Annotated in this window: 17 protein-coding genes; 6 read left to right on the forward strand and 11 right to left on the reverse strand. The window is 72.9% G+C overall.

Features of this window, described 5'->3' with window-relative positions; all coding sequences use genetic code 11:
- Positions 1–9: 9 nt before the first annotated feature.
- A complete protein-coding gene (locus tag I5Q34_RS29350; protein ID WP_199895476.1) occupies positions 10–1,497 on the reverse strand; it encodes an AlkA N-terminal domain-containing protein in 1,488 nt (495 codons plus the stop codon).
- A 118-nt stretch (positions 1,498–1,615) separates the two neighbouring features.
- On the opposite strand from I5Q34_RS29350, the gene I5Q34_RS29355 reads away from it, so the two are divergent.
- Positions 1,616–1,840 (forward strand): hypothetical protein, encoded by a 225-nt coding sequence (locus tag I5Q34_RS29355; protein WP_199895477.1) that lies wholly within the window; start codon positions 1,616–1,618, stop codon positions 1,838–1,840.
- Positions 1,841–1,845: 5 nt separating this feature from the next.
- Positions 1,846–2,013 (forward strand): Clp protease N-terminal domain-containing protein, encoded by a 168-nt coding sequence (locus tag I5Q34_RS29360; protein ID WP_199895478.1) that lies wholly within the window; start codon positions 1,846–1,848, stop codon positions 2,011–2,013.
- A gap of 519 nt (positions 2,014–2,532) precedes the next feature.
- Here I5Q34_RS29360 and I5Q34_RS29365 read toward each other — a convergent pair.
- The 4 genes from I5Q34_RS29365 to I5Q34_RS29380 all read right to left on the reverse strand — a co-directional run bounded on the left by I5Q34_RS29365 (position 2,533) and on the right by I5Q34_RS29380 (position 7,306).
- On the reverse strand, positions 2,533–3,531 hold the full coding sequence (locus I5Q34_RS29365) for a TIGR03842 family LLM class F420-dependent oxidoreductase (protein ID WP_199895479.1): 999 nt from the start codon (positions 3,529–3,531) through the stop codon (positions 2,533–2,535).
- A 61-nt stretch (positions 3,532–3,592) separates the two neighbouring features.
- Positions 3,593–5,038, reverse strand: a complete 1,446-nt coding sequence (hydA, locus tag I5Q34_RS29370; protein WP_199895480.1) for a dihydropyrimidinase — start codon at positions 5,036–5,038, stop codon at positions 3,593–3,595.
- Positions 5,035–6,279 carry an aspartate aminotransferase family protein gene (locus tag I5Q34_RS29375; RefSeq protein ID WP_199896037.1) on the reverse strand — a complete coding sequence of 415 codons (1,245 nt, stop codon included), beginning with the start codon at positions 6,277–6,279 and terminating at the stop codon, positions 5,035–5,037. Before I5Q34_RS29375 ends, hydA begins: the two co-directional genes overlap by 4 nt.
- A 184-nt stretch (positions 6,280–6,463) precedes the next feature.
- A complete protein-coding gene (locus I5Q34_RS29380) occupies positions 6,464–7,306 on the reverse strand; it encodes a nitrilase-related carbon-nitrogen hydrolase (RefSeq protein WP_199895481.1) in 843 nt (280 codons plus the stop codon).
- A gap of 159 nt (positions 7,307–7,465) precedes the next feature.
- Here I5Q34_RS29380 and I5Q34_RS29385 point away from each other — a divergent pair, with 159 nt between their 5' ends.
- The gene (locus tag I5Q34_RS29385; RefSeq protein ID WP_199895482.1) at positions 7,466–8,023 is read left to right on the forward strand and encodes an isochorismatase family protein; all 558 of its coding nucleotides are present in this window, start codon (positions 7,466–7,468) and stop codon (positions 8,021–8,023) included.
- A gap of 12 nt (positions 8,024–8,035) precedes the next feature.
- On the opposite strand, the gene ggt is transcribed toward I5Q34_RS29385, so the two are convergent.
- Entirely contained in the window at positions 8,036–9,841 is a 1,806-nt protein-coding gene (gene ggt, locus I5Q34_RS29390) for a gamma-glutamyltransferase (RefSeq protein ID WP_199895483.1), read from the reverse strand.
- A 79-nt stretch (positions 9,842–9,920) separates the two neighbouring features.
- On the reverse strand, positions 9,921–10,814 hold the full coding sequence (locus tag I5Q34_RS29395) for an SGNH/GDSL hydrolase family protein (protein WP_199895484.1): 894 nt from the start codon (positions 10,812–10,814) through the stop codon (positions 9,921–9,923).
- A gap of 133 nt (positions 10,815–10,947) precedes the next feature.
- On the opposite strand from I5Q34_RS29395, the gene I5Q34_RS29400 reads away from it, so the two are divergent.
- On the forward strand, positions 10,948–11,394 hold the full coding sequence (locus I5Q34_RS29400; protein ID WP_199895485.1) for an Rrf2 family transcriptional regulator: 447 nt from the start codon (positions 10,948–10,950) through the stop codon (positions 11,392–11,394).
- Between the two features lie 118 nt (positions 11,395–11,512).
- Complete coding sequence (locus I5Q34_RS29405) at positions 11,513–12,688, forward strand: globin domain-containing protein (RefSeq protein ID WP_199895486.1); 1,176 nt, start codon at positions 11,513–11,515, stop codon at positions 12,686–12,688.
- Between the two features lie 232 nt (positions 12,689–12,920).
- Here the strand turns inward: I5Q34_RS29405 and I5Q34_RS29410 are convergent, their stop codons facing one another.
- Genes I5Q34_RS29410 through I5Q34_RS29425 form a run of 4 tightly spaced genes read right to left on the reverse strand, consistent with a single transcriptional unit; the run spans position 12,921 to position 16,095 of the window.
- Positions 12,921–13,784, reverse strand: coding sequence for an amino acid ABC transporter permease (locus I5Q34_RS29410; RefSeq protein ID WP_199895487.1), 864 nt, complete (start codon positions 13,782–13,784; stop codon positions 12,921–12,923).
- Complete coding sequence (locus I5Q34_RS29415) at positions 13,781–14,425, reverse strand: amino acid ABC transporter permease (RefSeq protein WP_199895488.1); 645 nt, start codon at positions 14,423–14,425, stop codon at positions 13,781–13,783. The genes I5Q34_RS29410 and I5Q34_RS29415 overlap by 4 nt, the downstream gene beginning before the upstream one ends.
- Positions 14,422–15,336, reverse strand: coding sequence for a glutamate ABC transporter substrate-binding protein (locus tag I5Q34_RS29420; RefSeq protein WP_199895489.1), 915 nt, complete (start codon positions 15,334–15,336; stop codon positions 14,422–14,424). The genes I5Q34_RS29415 and I5Q34_RS29420 overlap by 4 nt, the downstream gene beginning before the upstream one ends.
- A gap of 15 nt (positions 15,337–15,351) precedes the next feature.
- Positions 15,352–16,095, reverse strand: a complete 744-nt coding sequence (locus I5Q34_RS29425) for an amino acid ABC transporter ATP-binding protein (RefSeq protein ID WP_199895490.1) — start codon at positions 16,093–16,095, stop codon at positions 15,352–15,354.
- Between the two features lie 221 nt (positions 16,096–16,316).
- Between I5Q34_RS29425 and I5Q34_RS29430 the strand changes: the two genes are divergently transcribed.
- Positions 16,317–17,099: a GntR family transcriptional regulator gene (locus tag I5Q34_RS29430; protein WP_199895491.1), complete on the forward strand. Its 783-nt coding sequence runs from the start codon at positions 16,317–16,319 to the stop codon at positions 17,097–17,099.
- Positions 17,100–17,214: the final 115 nt, after the last annotated feature.

Below are 17,214 nucleotides of genomic sequence, written 5' to 3' on the forward strand. Positions count from 1 at the left end.
GTTCTCCGGTCAACTCCGGTGCGGGGAGGGGTCGGTGGGCATCCGGGCGGCCGGGTGGTCGTCCGCGGCCCAAAGGTACTGGACGGCGTAGGCGCGCCAGGGCCGCCAGGCCACGGCGTGCCGGGTCAGGGCGCCGGGGGTGGCGGGCAGTCCGGCGCGGGCGGCGGCGCGGCGCACGCCCAGGTCGGTGGGGATGAAGGCGTCCGGGTCGCCGAGGGCGCGCATGGCGATGATCCCGGACGTCCAGGGGCCTGTGCCGGGCAGTCCGTCGAGGACGGCGCGGGCGCGCGTCCAGTCGCACCCGGTGCCGAGGTCGAGTTCGCCGGAGGCCAGGGCCTCGGCCAGGCGCAGCAGGGCGCCGCGGCGGACGGCGGGCATGGCCAGGTCGCCGGGGTCGAGGGCGGCCAGGGCCTCGGCCGTGGGGAAGAGGTGGGTGAGCCCGCCGGGTGCGGTGACGGGGGTGCCGTGGGCGGTCACCAGGCGGGCGGCGAGGGTACGGGCGGCGGCCGTCGAGACCTGCTGGCCCAGGACGGCCCGCAGGGCGAACTCCCCGGCGTCCACGGTGCGCGGGACCCGGCGGCCCGGGGCGCGGTCCACCAGCGGCGCCAGGTGCGCGTCGGTGCGCAGCAGCGCGTCCACCGCCTCGGGGTCGGCGTCCAGGTCGAGGAGCCGGCGGCACCGGCTGATGGCCCCGGCGAGGTCGCGCTGGTCGGTGAGGGAGAGGCGGCAGTCGATGTGGCCGGGGCGGGGCGCGAGGGAGACGGTGCCGTGTCCGTGGGGCAGGCGCAGGGTGCGGTGGTACGCGCCGTCGCGCCACTCCTCGACGCCGGGTACGGCGGTGGCGGCGAGGTGGCCGAAGAGGTTGCCGGGCTGGAAGGGCGCGCGGAAGGGCAGGCGCAGGGCCAGGGTGCCGGGGGTGGCGGGCGGGCGGCCGTTCCCGGCGCGGACGCGCAGCTCGGTGGGGGCGAGGCCGAAGACCTCGCGGACGGTCTCGTTGAAGGCGCGGACCGAGGAGAAACCGGCGGCGAAGGCGACGTCCGCCATGGGCAGGTCGCTGGTCTCGATGAGGATCCGGGCAGTCTGCGCGCGCTGGGCGCGGGCCAGGGCCAGCGGCCCGGCGCCGAGTTCGGCCAGGAGCCGGCGCTCGACCTGCCGGGCGCTGTAGCCGAGCCGGGCGGCGAGGCCGGGGACGCCCTCGCGGTCCACGATGCCGTCGGCGATCAGGCGCATGGCGCGGGCGACGAGGTCGGCGCGCTCGTTCCAGCGCGGCGAGCCCGGGCTCGCGTCGGGCCGGCAGCGCTTGCAGGCCCGGTAGCCGGCCTGTTGGGCGGCGGCCGCGCTCGGGTAGAAGGCCATGTTCCGGTCCTTGGGCGGAACGGCCGGGCAACTGGGGCGGCAGTAGATGCGGGTGGTGCGGACGGCGGTGAAGAACCAGCCGTCGAAGCGGGAGTCCTTGGACCGCACGGCCCGTACGCAGCGGTCGACGTCGGTGTGCATGTCCTCAAGGATCCGCCGTGGCGGCGGCCTTGGCTCGCGGAAATCCGACATCGACGTCGCGGCCGCCTCTGTCAATGATGGTTGACACCCTCTCCATCTGTCATCCAAAGTTGACGCCATGGCCGGAACCGAAGCGAAGGACGCCCTCGGCACCACCGAGGCCGCCATGCACACCGACCCCCGCGTGGGTCTGCGCGCCGTCGCCGCGCTGCGGCGGCTGGTCGAACGCCTGGAGGCGCTCCAGGTCGACAACGCCCGGCGCCAGGGCTGGTCCTGGGAGGACATCGGGAACTCCCTCGGGGTCAGCAGGCAGGCCGTCCACAAGAAGCACGCCAGGAGGTAACAGGCATGTTCGAGAGGTTCACCAAGGAGGCGCGCGTCGTCGTGGTCGTCGCCCAGGAGGAGGCGCGCCTGCTGAACCACCCCCGGATCGGCGCCGAGCACCTCCTCCTCGCCGTCGCGACGCGCGGGGACGCGCCGGGCGCCGGCACCCTGGCCCGGCTCGGGATCACCTGACCGAGCATGTGCTGCTCGGCATCACGACGCTGGACGATCCGCCGACGGTCGGTCTGCTGCGGCGTTGCGGTACGACGCCGCGGGATTTGCGGGAGGGGATTCTCGCGGATCTGGGGGCGGCGGCGTGACGGGGGGGTGGGGCGTTCTGCTCCCCGCCCCGCCCTTTCACCGTTTCCCCCGGGGCTGCGCCCCTCGGCCCGGCTCCGCGCTGCGCGCGGTGAGCGGGGGCTTCGCCCCCTGCACCCCCCCCTTTCGGGGCTCTGCCCCGGACCCCGCGACGCGGCTGCGCCGCGTTCGTCCTCAAGCGCCGGACGGGCTGAGTTCGCGGCTCCGCCGCTCGTCCTCAAGCGCCGGACAGGCTGATCAGCGCGCCCGGGCCGGTTTATTCGCCCAAGCCGGTTTATTCGCCCGAGCCGGAGATCCAGCCCGGGGCACCGATCCAGCGGCGAAGCCGCGTTACGGGCCCCGGGGCGCAGCCCCGGAAGAAACGGTGAAAGGGCGGGGCGGGGAGAAAACCCCTCACCCCAGCACCGGAATCACCCGCTCCCCATACGCGTCGATCACCGCCTCCCTCGCATCATGCATCGCATACAGCGCGAACTGGTCAACCCCCAGCGCCCGCAACCGCTCCAGCTTCTCGACATGCGCCTCCACCGGCCCCAACAGGCAGAAGCGGTCCACGATCTCGTCGGGGACGAAGTCCGTGGACGGGTTCCCGGCCCGCCCGTGGTGGCTGTAGTCGTAGCCGCGGCGCTTCTCGATGTACGCGGTGAGCTCCCCGGGGACGGCGGCGGAGTGCTCGCCGTAGCGGGCGACCAGGTCGGCGACGTGGTTGCCGACCATGCCGCCGAACCAGCGGCACTGCTCGCGCGCGTGCGCCAGGTCGTCGCCGACGTAGGCCGGCGCGGCGACGCAGATCGTCACCGACGCCGGGTCGCGGCCCGCCTCGGCGGCGGCCGTCCGCACGGCCCGGACCATCCACTCGGTGAGGAACGGGTCCGCGAGCTGGAGGATGAAGCCGTCCGCCTCCTGCCCGGCCAGGGCCAGCGCCTTCGGCCCGTACGCCGCCACCCAGACCGGCAGCCGGCCGTCGCGCACCCAGGGGATCCGCAGCGCCTTGCCGCCCACGTCCGCCTCCCGGCCCTCGGCGAGGTCGCGGATGACGCGCACCGACTCCCGCAGCGCGGCCAGGGTGTTGGGCCGGCGCCCGGCGACGCGCATCGCGGAGTCGCCGCGGCCGATGCCGCACACGGTGCGGTTGCCGTACATGTCGTTGAGCGTGGCGAAGGTGGAGGCGGTGACCTCCGGGGTGCGGGTGGTGGGGTTGGTGACCATGGGCCCGACCACGAGCCGCTCGGTGTGCTCCAGGATCCGGCTGTGGATGACGAAGGGCTCCTGCCACAGCACGGCGGAGTCGAAGGTCCAGCCGTAGCGGAAGCCGCGCCGCTCGGCGCGGCGCATCAGCTCCACGACGGCGGAGGCGGGCGGGTCGGTCTGCAGGACGAGGCCGAAGTCCAAGAGGGATGGCTCCTTGTCGAGGTGTCGAGGTGTCGAGGCTGCCTTGCGCCGCCGGTCCGGCTCATCCCGTGGGCCTGTGGTTCCGGCCGGGGGCCCAGGGGTCGTCCCCCGGGAAGGCACCGTGGGAGAAGGCGGTACGGGGGACGAAGCGGCCGTGCCCGGCGCGTCCGGTGAACCGCCGCCGGTCGATGACCACTTCGCCGCGCGAGAGGACGGTCTCCACCTGTCCGGTGACGCGCCTGCCCTCGTAGGCCGAGTAGTCGACGTTCATGTGGTGGGTCGCGGCCGAGATGACCTGCTCGGCGTGCGGGTCGTAGACGACGACGTCGGCGTCGGCGCCCGGCGCGAGAGTGCCCTTGCGCGGGGCGAGGCCGAACATCCGCGCCGGGGCGGCGCAGGCGATCTCGATCCAGCGGCGGCGGGAGAGGTGGCCGTCCACCACCGCCTGGTGGAGGAGGTCCATCCGGTTCTCCACGCCGGGCAGCCCGTTGGGGATCTTCGAGAAGTCGCCCCGGCCGAGCTCCTTCTGTCCGGCGAAGCAGAACGGGCAGTGGTCGGTGGAGACGACCTGGAGGTCGTCGGTGCGCAGCGCGCGCCACAGCGCCGCCTGGTGCTCGCGGGGCCGCAGCGGCGTGGAGCAGACGTACTTGGCGCCCTCGAAGCCGGGTCCGGCGAGGTCGTCGGTGGACAGGTAGAGGTACTGCGGGCAGGTCTCGCCGAAGACCGGCAGCCCCTCGTCCCGGGCCCGGGCCAGCTCGGCGACGGCCTCCCGCGCCGAGACGTGCACGACGTAGAGCGGGCTGCCGGCGACCTGGGCCAGCCGGATCGCCCGGTGGGTGGCCTCGGCCTCCAGCAGCGCCCGGCGCACCTCGCCGTGGTGGCGGGGGCCGGTGCGGCCGGCGGCGAGCGCCTGCTCGACGAGGACGTCGATGGCGGGGCCGTTCTCGGCGTGCATCATGATCAACCCGCCGTTGCCGGCGGCCCGTTGCATGGCCCGCAGGATCTGGCCGTCGTCACTGTAGAACACCCCGGGGTAGGCCATGAACAGCTTGAACGAGGTCACGCCCTCCCCGACGACCCGGTCCATCTCCTTGAGCGTGCCCTCGTGCACGTCGGAGACGATCATGTGGAAGGCGTAGTCGATCGCGCATCTGCCCTCGGCCTTCGCGTGCCAGGTGTCCAGACCCTCGCGCAGGGCGCCCCCGCGCGGCTGCACCGCGAAGTCGACGACGGTGGTGGTGCCGCCCCAGGCGGCGGCCCGCGTCCCGGTTTCGAAGTCGTCGGAGGAGGCCGTCCCGCCGAACGGGAAGTCGAAGTGGGTGTGGGCGTCGACGCCGCCCGGGACGACGTACTTCCCGGTCGCGTCGATGACCCGCTCCGCCGTCCAGCCCTGCGCGAAGGAGGGCGCGGCCAGGGCGGCCACCTTGCCGTCCTCGATCAGGACGTCGGCGTACGTCTCCTCCGCGGCGGTGATCACCAGCCCGCCGCGGATCAGCGTCCTGCTCATGACCTCTCCCCCGAGTCCGCGGTCCGCAGCGCCTCTTCCAGCATCGCCGCGCCCTCCTCGGCCTCGGCGACGGTGAGCGAGAGCGGCGGGGCGACGCGCAGCACGTCGCCCGCGCGGCCGCCGCGGCCGATCAACAGGCCCTGTTCCCGGGCGGCTTCGAGGGCCCGGGCGGCGGTCCGCGGCGAGGCGAGCTCGACGCCGATCATCAGGCCGCGGCCGCGCACCTCGCGGACGGCCGGGAGTCCGGCGGCGACGGCGCGCAGCCGTTCGGTCAGCAGGCCGCCGACGCGGCGGGCGTTGCCCTGGAGGTCGTGGTCGAGGAGGTACTCCAGGTTGGCGAGGCCGGCCGCCGTGGTGACGGGGCTGCCGCCGAAGGTCGAGATGGAGTTGGCGTCCAGGCAGTTCATGACCTCGGCGCGGGCGACGACGCCGCCGAGCGACATGCCGTTGCCGATGCCCTTGGCGAAGGTGAGGACGTCCGGCGGCCCGCTGCCCGCGTGGGCCTGCCAGCCCCAGAAGTGGTCGCCGGTCCGGCCCCAGCCGGTCTGCACCTCGTCGCTGATCCAGAGGATGCCGTGCCGGTCGAGGACCTCGCGGAAGGCGGCGAGGAGGCCGTCGGGCGGCGCGGTGAACCCGCCCACGCCCTGCACCGGTTCGGCGATCAGCGCGGCGACGGTGCCGTGCGCCTGGCCGAGCATGTCCTCCAGATCGCGCACGCTCGCGGCGATGAAGCCGTCGTCGTCGAGGTGGGCGTACGGGCCGCTCGTGCGGACGGCGCCGTGCACGTAGAGGGTCTGCAGCGGGGAGAGACTGGTGGGCGACCAGGCGGAGTTGCCGGTGATGCCGACGGTGGAGAAGGAGCGGCCGTGGTAACTGTTGCGCATGGCCAGCACCTGGTTGGAGCGGCGGTACGCGGTGGCCAGCAGCAGGGCGGTGTCGTTGGCCTCGGTGCCGGAGCTGGTGAAGAAGACGCGGGCGTCGGGGATGCCGCTCAAGGCCGCGACGCGCTCGGCGAGTTCGACCGCGTGCCGGTCGAGGTAGAGCGTGGAGGTGTGCAGGACGCGCCCGGCCTGCTCGGCGACGGCCTTGGTGACCTCGGGCAGGGCGTGGGCGGTCATGGTGGTGAGGATGCCGCCGAAGAAGTCGAGGTAGCGGCGGCCGTCGGCGTCCCACACGTGGCGGCCCTCGCCGCGGACGATCTCCAGGGGCTCGTCGTAGTAGAGGGCGAGCCAGGAGGGCATGACCGCCCGGTGCCGGGCGTGCAGGGACGACGCGTTCACTGTGCCTCCTTGTTCTCCCCCGGCGCCTGAACGGCGTTCTCCCCCAGTGCCTGAACGGCCTGGGCGGTACCCCCGTCGCCGCCCGCGCGGCGCAGAGGTGCGGGCATCGCCGCAGTCCGCGGCCCGGCGGCCGCGCGTGCGCCGCTCACGGCCGGACCAGCCCGTCGTACGCGTCGGGCCGCCGGTCCCGGTAGAACGCCCACTGCCGGCGGACCTCGTCGATGAGGCCGAAGTCCAGGTCCCGGACGACCAGTTCCTCCTTGCTGTCGCTGGCGACGTCGCCGACGAACTCGCCGCGCGGGTCGACGAAGTACGACGTGCCGTAGAAGTCGTCGTCCCCGTACTCCTCGCGGCCGACGCGGTTGATGGCGGCGACGAAGTACTCGTTGGCGACCGCGGCCGCGGGCTGCTCCAGCTTCCACAGGTGGGACGAGAGGCTGCGCGAGGTGGCGGAGGGGTTGTAGACCAGCTGGGCGCCGGCCAGGCCGAGTTGGCGCCAGCCCTCGGGGAAGTGCCGGTCGTAGCAGATGTAGACGCCGACGCGGCCGGCGGCGGTGTCGAAGACGGGCCAGCCGAGGTTGCCGGGTTTGAAGTAGTACTTCTCCCAGAAACCCTTGACCTGGGGGATGTGGTGCTTGCGGTACTTGCCCAGGTAGCTGCCGTCGGCGTCGACGACGGCGGCGGTGTTGTAGTAGTGGCCGGGCTGTTCGACCTCGAAGACGGGGACGACGATCACGAGGCCCGTCTCCCTCGCGAGCCGCCGCATCCGGGTCACCGTCGGACCATCGGGGACGGGCTCGGCCCAGCGGTAGTGCTCGTCCTCCTGGACCTGGCAGAAGTAGGGGGCGTTGAAGACTTCCTGGAAGCCGATGACCTTGGCGCCCTGCGCGGCGGCGGCGCGGGCGTGCTCCTCGTGCTTGGCGATCATCGATTCGGTGTCACCGGTCCAGGAGGCCTGGACCAGGGCGGCGCGCACAACGTTGGCCATGAGCTGCTCCTCCGCGAGGGATTCGGGCGGGCCGGCACGTGAAGATCCGCGTGTGGATGCGACCGTAAGCCCCGCCCTCCGCCGGGGCAAGACCGGCACCCCGAACAGAGAAACACAGGCAGCCTTGCAAGTTTCCCTGCGCTTCCTTAGGGTGGGGCCATGCCTGCCACCACACTCGACGCGAACACCGCGCTCATCCTCATCGATCTCCAGAAGGGCATCACCGCCCTGCCCACCCTCCACCCGGCCGACGGGATCGTCGCCCGCGGGGCCGAGCTGGCCGCCGCCTTCCGCGCCAAGGGGCTGCCGGTCGCCCTCGTCAACGTCGCCGGCGGCGCGCCCGGCCGCACCGAGGCACCGCTCGGCCCCGGCGGGGAGTACCCGCCCGACTTCGCCGAGCTGCGCCCCGAGCTCGGCCGCCGGGAGGACGACATCCTCGTCACCAAACGCACCTGGGGCGCCTTCCACGGCACGGACCTGGACGAGCGGCTGCGCCGCCGGGGCGTCACCCAGGTCGTGATCGGCGGGATCGCCACCGCCTTCGGCGTGGAGTCCACGGCCCGCGCCGCGCACGAGCACGGCTACCACGTGACGGTGGCGACCGACGCGGTCACCGACATGGACGCGGAGCTGCACCGCGTGGCCGTGGAGAAGGTCTTCCCGGTACTGGGCGAGACCGACACCACGGCCAACATCCTGGCGCTGCTGGACCGTTGACCCCCAGGGCCGCTACCCCGGCCGCACCACCATCGCCGAACCGCCGCCGCGCCGCGTCTTCTCGGCCGCGGCCAGCCAGCGCCCGTCCGGCAGCCGCTGCACGCCGGTGGCCGCGCCGATCTCCGGGCTGAGCTTGAAGACGTGGCCCTTGGCCTCCAGTTGCCGGCGCACCGTGCCGTCCCACAGGGCCTGTTCCAGGTCGGTCGTCGCGCCGTTGCGCTGGCTGGCACGCGGCGCGGCGATCGCGTCGGCCAGCGGCATGCCGCGGTCCACGTGGTTGAGCAGGGTCTGCAGGGCGGTGGTGATGATCGTCGAGCCGCCGGGCGAGCCGACCGCGAAGGCGAACCGGCCGTGGTCGAGGACGATCGTCGGCGCGATGGACGAGCGCGGCCGCTTGCCCGGCCCCGGCAGGTTGGGGTCGTGGACGCCGGGGGTGACCGGGGTGAAGGAGAAGTCGGTCAGCTCGTTGTTGAGCAGGAACCCGCGGCCGGGCACGGTGATGCCGCTGCCGCCCCACTGTTCGAGGGTGAAGGTGTAGGCGACGACGTTGCCCCACCGGTCCGCGGTCGTCAGGTGGGTGGTCTGCTGCCCCTCGTACGGCGTGGGCGCGGCCCGGCCCGTCGTCGCGCAGGGCGCGGGGTGCCGGGGGTCGCCGGGGGCGAGGGGGCTGGTGAGCGCCCGGTCGTCCTTGAGGAGACAGGCGCGCGAGGCGGCGTACCGCTTGGACGTCAGGGCGGCGGTGGGCACCTTCTCGAAGGCCGGGTCGCCGACCCAGCGGTTGCGGTCGGCGAAGGCGATGCGGCTGGCCTCCAGGTACCGGTGCAGGTAGGTGGCCTTGTCCACCCGGCGCAGGTCGCCCTTCTTCTCCAGGACGTTGAGCGCCTCGGCGACGGTCGTGCCGCCGGAGGACGAGGGGCCCGGCCCGTAGACGTCGAGGCCGCGGTAGGTGGTGTGCGTCGGCGCGGGCCGTTCGAGCGTGTACGCGCGCAGGTCCCGTCCGGTCAGGTCGCCGGAGCGCACCACGCGCGAAGTGCCGTGCGCGACGGGGGGTTTGCGGACGGTCGAGACGATGTCGCGCCCCAGCTCGCCCCGGTAGACCGCGCCGACGCCCTTCCTGCCCAGGAGTTCGTAGGTGCGGGCGAGGTCGGGGTTCCTGAGCGTCGAGCCGACGGCCGGGAGCCTGCCGCCGGGCAGGAACAGCCGGGCGGAGTCCGGGAAGTCGCGGAAGCGCTTCTCGTTGTCGGCGGTCATCTGCCGGAAGGTGGCGTCGACGGTGAAGCCCTTGCGGGCCAGCCGCTCGGCGGGCCGGAGCACCTGGGCGAGCGGTCTGCTGCCCCAGGAGCGCAGGGCCGCGTCCCAGGTGGCGGGCGCGCCGGGGACGCCGACGCTCCGGCCGCTGGTGACGGCCTCGTCGAAGGGGATGGGCCGCCCCTTCTCGACGAAGAGGTTCCGGCCGGCGCTGAGGGGGGCGCGCTCGCGGCCGCCTATCGTGAGGACCTTGTGGTCCTTCGCGCGGTAGTGGACGAGGTAGCCGCCCCCGCCGATGCCGCCCGAGTACGGCTCGGTGACGCCGAGCGCGGCGGCGGTGGCCACCGCCGCGTCCACGGCGTTGCCCCCGCCCCTGAGCACCTCGATGCCGGCCGCCGACGCATCGGCATCGACGCTCGCCACGGCGCCGCCGCGGCCGGTGGCGAGCGGTGACTTCGCGGGTGCGCCCGACGCGCCCTGGGCGGCGGCCGGCACGGTCCCCAGCCCGGCCATCAGCGCGGCGGACGCGCAGAGGACGGTCAGCCGGCGGGGTCCTGGCGGTCTTGCCATGGTGCCTCCCTGTCGTCGAAGAGGCCCGTGACCCTACTCGCCGGGCAGCTCATACGACAGGGCGCGACACGGCTCCGGTTCAGCGACCGCGCGCCTGGGTGATGACCGGCTGGGCCATGGCCCGCTCGCCGTCGGCGTTCGGGTGGAAGGGCACGGCCGGACGCGTGGGCTGCGCGCCCTCGATCCAGCGGTCCGCCTCCGGCTTGCAGACGTCGTGGCCGACGGTGGCGCGGTAGGTGTCGGCGTACCGGACGTGGGCCTTGCGCGCCTGCTGCCGGAGCATCGTGTTGAGCTTCTTCTCGGTGTCGCGCAGGTAGGGGACGTCCCCGGCGGCGATCGGCACGGAGGGGAAGCAGCCCACGCCGTCGTCCGGCATGATCGCCGGGTAGCCGGCGAGCACGACGCGGGCGTGCGGGGCCTTCCGGTGCACGGCCTTCAGCACCTTGGCGATCTTGGGTGCGGTGTCGGCGATGCGCTTGTTGAGCAGGTCGCCGCCGTCGGCGCCGGTGTACTGCTTGCGGCAGGGGGCGCCGGCCGGGTCGGAGACGGAGAGCTGGGCGCAGGCGCCGATGATCTCGCCGAAGCCGATGTCGTTGCCGCCGATGCCGATGGTGACCAGCTTGGTGTTCGTGCCGAGGGCGTCGAGCTGGGGCGGGTTGGCACCCTGCGCGCGCCAGAAGTCGTCGGTCTTCGCACCGCTGCAGCTGACGTCCTTGAAGGACTTCTGGTGCAGGGCCTTCGCCGTCAGCGACGGGTAGTTGACGCTGGAGCGGGCGCAGTCGCCGCCGCTCTGCCGCGGGACGCCCGGCGCGGAGGTGTACGAGTCGCCGAGGGCGACGTAGCGCTCGCCGACGCCCTGACCGGCGGACGCGGTCGCGGGGGCGGCGGCACCGGCCGCCAGGGCCGTGGCCGCGCCGACCGCGGCCAGTGCCTTTCCGTATCGCCCGCCGTGCGCGCGTGCCTCTGCCGCCACCTGATCCTCCGTTTGATCGTCCGATGATTGCCGACAGACTGACCACCGGGTTATCTCCTGTCAATCTCGGCGGCGCCCCGAGACCCCTCCGGGTTAATTGGAGTCTCAGATACCAATTGGTTAGGCTGGTGCCGTGCGACTGACCAAGAGCACCGACATCGCCCTGCGCATCGCCATGCGCCTGGCGGTGGCGGACGACACCGAGGCCGCGCCGACCACCCGCGAGGTGGCGGCCGCGATGGGCGTGCCGTACACGCACGCGGCCAAGGTGGTCAGCCGCCTGACGCACCTGGGCGTCGTCGAGGCCCGCCGGGGCCGGGGCGGCGGGCTCGCGCTCACCACCGCCGGACTCACAGGCTCGCTCGGCCGGCTGGTGCGGGAGCTGGAGGGATCCGGTGACGTCGTCGGCTGCGAGGACGACCCGCCGTGCCCGCTGCGGGCGGCCTGCCGGCTGCGCGGCGCGCTGCGCGAGGCGCAGGAGGCGTTCTTCGCCCATCTCGATCCGCTGACCGTGCAGGACCTGGTCGGACGTCCGACCGGACCGGTCCTGCTGAGCCTGACCGGCCGCCCGGAGGGCTGACCGGGCCACTGTGAACCGCCGCCCGCGAGGGCGGCATACGCACACCAGAAAATACGAATCTCAGATGCGCATTTTGGCATCCGGGATGTGAACCGCGAACGACCGCAAGGAGCCGCCGATGCTGTCCCCGAAGTCGACCGAGATCGTCCGTGCCACGCTGCCCGCCGTGGGCGGAGCCGTCGGGGAGATCACCCCGCTCTTCTACGAGAAGCTCTTCGCCGACCGGCCGGAGCTGCTGCGCGATCTGTTCAACCGCGGCAACCAGGCCGTCGGCAGCCAGCAGCGGGCGCTCGCGGGCGCGATCGCCGCCTTCGCGGTGTCCCTGGTCGAGCACCCGGACGCCCATCCGGTCACGATGCTCTCGCGCATCGCGCACAAGCACGCCTCGCTCGGCATCACCGCCGACCAGTACCCACTGGTGCACCGGCACCTCTTCGCCGCGATAGCCGAGGTGCTGGGCGAGGCGGTCACCCCCGAGGTGGCGGCCGCCTGGGACGAGGTCTACTGGCTGATGGCCAACGCCCTGATCGAGCTGGAGACCCGGCTCTACGCACGGGCCGGCGTCCCGGCCGGGGACGTCTTCACCCCCTGCCGCGTCGTCGCCCGCCGGGCGGAGACCGCCGACGTCACCACGTTCGTCGTCCGTCCGCTCGACGGCGGCCCGGCGCCGGAGGCCCGGCCGGGCCAGTACGTCTCCGTCCAGGTCGCGCTCCCCGACGGCACCCGGCAGATCCGCCAGTACAGCCTCTCCGGCCACCCCGAGGGCGCCCTCCAGTTCTCCGTCAAGCGCGACGGGGAGGTCTCCCGCCACCTGCACGACCACGTCGGCCAGGACGACGTGCTGACGGTCGGCGTCCCGTTCGGCGATGTCGTCCTGGACGACGGCGACGCGCCGCTGCTCCTCGCCTCGGCCGGGATCGGCTGCACGCCGATGCAGGGCATGCTCGCGCACCTGGTGGCGACGGCGTCCGAGCGGCGGGTCATCGCCGTGCACGCCGACCGCAGCGAGACGGACCACGCGTTCCGCGACGATCTGCCGTTGCTGGTGGGGAAGTTGGCACGGGCGGAGGCGCACGTGTGGTACGAGCGGCCGACGGGCCCGTGGCCGGCCGAACGGACCGGGTACGCGGACCTGTCCACGCTGGACGTCCCCGCGGGGACGGTGGCGTATCTGTGCGGGCCGTTGCCGTTCATGCGGATGGCACGACAGCAGCTGCTGACGGCGGGGGTCGCGGCGGCGGACATCCACTACGAGGTGTTCGGCCCGGACCTGTGGCTGGGGGCGGAGGAGTAGGGGGCGGCAGGGTCCTCGAGCGCCGGACGGGCCGAGTACGACCCGGGCTGTACAACTGGCGCGGGCGCGCACTTCAGCCCGTCCGGCGCCCAAGGACGAGCGGCGAAGCCGCGATACGGGGTCCGGGGCGGAGCCCCGCAACCACCGCGCGGAGCGCGGTGGTTGCGGGGCTCCGCGCGGTGGTTGCGGGGCTCCGGAAGAAACGGTGAAAGGGCGGGGCGGGGCAGAACTCCTACCGATGCCCCGCCGGCCCGGGCAACAGCGTCCCCGGCTCCGCCGGAGCCACCTCCACCGCCCGCGTCTTCAGGCTCCGCCGCTCCCTCTTCGCCACCCACGTCGCGAACCACGACAGCAACATGCACATCCCGATGTACACCGGAGAAATGATCATGACGACGGGAATGAACGGCAACCCGTAGTCCAGATTCCCCGCGATCAGCTTCCCCGCGTGCAGGAACTCCTCATAGGTGATCAGGAACCCCAGCGACGTGTCCTTGAGCGCCACGACCAGCTGACTGATGATCGTCGGCAGCATCGCCCGCACCGCCTGCGGCACCAGCACGTGCACCATGACCTGCGACTTGTGCAGGCCCAGCGCGTACGCCGCCTCCCGCTGGCCGCGGTCGACGGAGTCCACGCCCGTGCGGAAGACCTCCGCGAGGACCGACCCGTTGTAGAGCGTGAGCCCCGTGACGAGCGCGGGCAACGGCTGGACCTTGAGGGCGACGAAGACGAAGAAGATCATCACCAGCACGGGCATCGCCCGGAAGAACTCGACCAGCACGGTCGCCACCCACCGCACGGGCCGGTGGTCGGAGAGCCGCCCCACGGCGAGGACAGCGCCCAGGGCCAGCGACAGCACCGCCGCGAACCCGAAGGCCCGCAGTGTGTTGGCGAGCCCGCGCAGCAGCATCTCCTGAATGCCCTTGTATTCGAAGGGAGTCCACTTCTGCGCCGTGAACTGACCGGTGTCGAAGAGGAGATACAGGACCCAGCCGATCAGGGCGAGGATGGCGGCCGTGGCCAGGAACCCGTAGAGCCGGTGCCGGCGCCGGGCCAGCGGGCCGGGGACGTCGTACAGGGCGGTGCCGGTCATCGGGCCACTCCCCACCGCTTCTCCAGCACGTTGAAGACCGCGCTGATGGTCAGGGTCACGATCAGATAGCCGACCGCGATCCAGATGAAGGTCCAGATGATGCTGTAGCCGAGCTCGTTGAGCGTCTTGTACGTGCCGAGGAGCTCGGTCACGCTGAACGAACCCGCGATCGCCGAGTTCTTGGCGAGGGCGATGAGCGTGGAGCCGACCGGCGGGATGACGGAGCGGAACGCCTGCGGCAGCACGATCGCCCCCAGGGTCTGGCTGAACGTCATGCCCAGGCTGCGCGCGGCCTCGCCCTGCCCGACGGGCACCGTGTTGATGCCCGAGCGCACGGCCTCGCAGATGAAGGCCGAGGTGTAGCAGCCCAGCGCGAGGACGGCGAAGAGCTGGAAGGGCAGCGCGACGCCGAACCGCGGCAGCCCCAGCACCACCGCGAAGAACAGCAGCGTCAGCGGCGTGTTGCGCAGCACGGTGACCCACACGGTGCCGAAGGCGCGCAGCGAGGCGACGGGCGCGACGCGGAAAGCGGCCATCAGGAAGCCGAGGACGAGGGCCAGCACCGAGGCGTACACGGTGAGCTCGACGGTGCCGAGCAGCCCCTTGCCGTACCGCGAGAGGTTGTCGGTCAGGACGTTCACGCGGACCTCCCGGTGCCGTAGCGGTCGACGGCGGGCGGCTTCGGCGCGGGCACACCGGACAGGCCGAGGGTGGCGTCGTACGCCTTCTTCCAGTCGCCGTTCTTCTCGTGCGCCTCGATGGCGTCGTCGAGGGCGAGGCGCAGCGCGGTGTCCCCGCGCGGGACGCCGATGCCGTACGGCTCCTTGGAGAACGGCTTCCCGGCGAGCTTGAGTTCGTCCGGCGCCTTGGCGGCGAAGCCCATGAGGATGGTGTCGTCGGTGGTGACGGCGGCGACCTGGAGGCTGAGGAGGTTGTCGACACAGATCGAGTACGTGTCGTAGGCGACGGCGACGGCCCTGGGGTAGTCCTGCTGGAGCCGGCGCAGCGGGGTGGAGCCGGCGACGGAGCAGACCCGTTTGCCGGCCAGGTCCTGCGGGCCGTGGATGTCGTTCTCGTCCTTGCGGACGAGCAGCGACTGGCCGGCGATGTAGTACGGCCCGGCGAAGCCGACCTGCTTCTTGCGCAGGTCGTTGATGGTGTAAGTGCCGACGTAGTAGTCGATCTGGCCGTTCTGGAGGGCGGTTTCGCGGTTGGCGGAGGCGATGGTGCGGTAGGCGAGCGTCCTGGGGTCGAAGCCGAGCGAGGCGGACATCATCTTGGCGATCTCGATGTCGAAGCCGGAGTAGACGTTGGTGGCGGGGTCCTTCTCGCCCAGGTAGGGCTGGTCCTCCTTGACTCCGACGGTCAGATGGCCGCGGCCCTTGGCGGCGCGCCAGGTGGGCGAGTCGGGCAGCTGGAACCCGGTGTCCACCGTGTAGGCGGGCAGGCTCTCGGGCTTGGGGCCCTTGACGGGCGGGCTGCCCTCCCGGCCGCAGGCGGCGGCGAGGAGGGCGACGGCGGTCAAGGCCAGTGCGGCGATGCGGCGTTGCATGCGTCGTCACCCCGCTCAGTGCTTGAGGATCTTGGAGAGGAAGTCCTTGGCGCGGTCGCTCTCCGGCGCCGTGAAGAACTCCTCGGGCGTGCGGTCCTCGACGACGCGGCCGTCGGCCATGAAGACCACGCGGTTGGCGGCGGAGCGGGCGAAGCCCATCTCGTGGGTGACGACGACCATCGTCATGCCGTCCCGGGCGAGTTGCTGCATGACCTCCAGCACCTCGTTGATCATCTCCGGGTCGAGGGCCGAGGTCGGCTCGTCGAACAGCAGCGCCTTGGGGTCCATGGCCAGCGCGCGGGCGATGGCCACGCGCTGCTGCTGACCGCCGGAGAGCTGCGCGGGGTACTTCTCGGCGTGGGCCAGGAGCCCCACCCGGTCCAGGAGTTCGCGGGAGCGCCGGTCGGCCTCCTCCCGGGAGCGCCCGCGGACCTTGACGGGGGCGAGGGAGACGTTGGCGAGCACGGTCTTGTGGGCGAAGAGGTTGAAGGACTGGAAGACCATCCCCACGTCCGCGCGCAGCCGGGCGAGCGCCCGGCCCTCCTCGGGCAGCGGCTGGCCGTCGAGCAGGATCGTCCCGGACTCCACCGGTTCCAGCCGGTTGATGGTGCGGCAGAGGGTGGACTTGCCGGAGCCCGACGGTCCGATGACCACCACCACCTCGCCCCGGCCGACGGTGAGGTCGATGTCCTGCAGGACGTGCAGGTCCCCGTAGTGCTTATTGACGCCACGCAGTTCGATCAGCGGATCGACGGCCATGCTCAGCCCAACTCACTCTCGCCCTGTCCCGTCCCGGCCGGTCGGAGCAACCTATCCAGCACGTCAGGGACATCACCGACGACACGCGTGCATCGGGTGATTCCGGCGGCAATCACCCGCTCGTCCCCGCGCCCACCTCGGGGTTTCCTAGGTACACAGACCCAGCCTGGGTACCTAGCCTGTGGGTCCGGATGGGGGAACGCGGGGGAAGGGAGCCCGGAGTGGGGGACAGCAGGCCCGTATATCTGCGCATCGCGGACGACCTGCGGCGGCGGATCGACGACGGCTCGCTCACCGTGGGCGCCCGGATCCCCTCCCGCTCCGAGCTCAAACGCGCCTACGCGGCCAGCGACCAGACCGTGGACCGCGCGGTGCGGGTGCTGAAGGCCGCCGGGTACGCGCAGGGGCAGTTCGGTCGGGGCGTGTTCGTCACCGACCGGGCGCCGCTGGGCACGCTGCTGCGGACGACGGGGGCGGTGGACACGCCGTTCGCCGCGGAGCTGCACCCCGCCCGCGACCCCGGCCACCGGGCCGCCCGCGGCCGCGCGGACACCGTGCTGACCTGGGAGGCGTCCTCCAGCGAGACGCCCGCGCCCGCGCCGATCGCCGAGCGCCTGGGCATCACGGCGGGCGAGCCGGTGCTGTGCACGGAGTACGAGTACCTGGCCAACCGGCACCCCGTCCAACTGGCCACCAGCTGGGAGCCGCTGACCGTCACCGCCGGCACCGACGTCGTCCTCCCCGAGCGCGGGCCGTACGCGCGGCGCGGGGTGCGGGGGCGGATGGCGGCCATCGGCGTCCGGGTCGTCCGGGCCCGGGAGCTGGTCGGCTCCCGGCCGGCGACGACGCCGGAGGCGGAGGCGCTCGGCTGCGCGGCCGGCCAGTGCGTCACGGTCGTCGAGCGCACGCACTTCGACGGGGAGGACCGGGCGGTGGAGACCTCGGACATCGTGGTCCGCGCGGACCGGTGGCGGCTGGAGTACGCCATCGCGTTCACGAGCTGAGGCTGCCGGGGGGGATTTGCCCCTCCCCGCCCTTTCACCGTTTCTTCGCGCTCCGCGCGGGCAACGCGGCTGCGCCGCGTTCGTCCTCAAGCGCCGGACGGGCTGATTCAGCCCG

This window comes from Streptomyces sp. AV19 (assembly GCF_015999245.1).
Classification (GTDB): Bacteria; Actinomycetota; Actinomycetes; order Streptomycetales; family Streptomycetaceae; genus Streptomyces.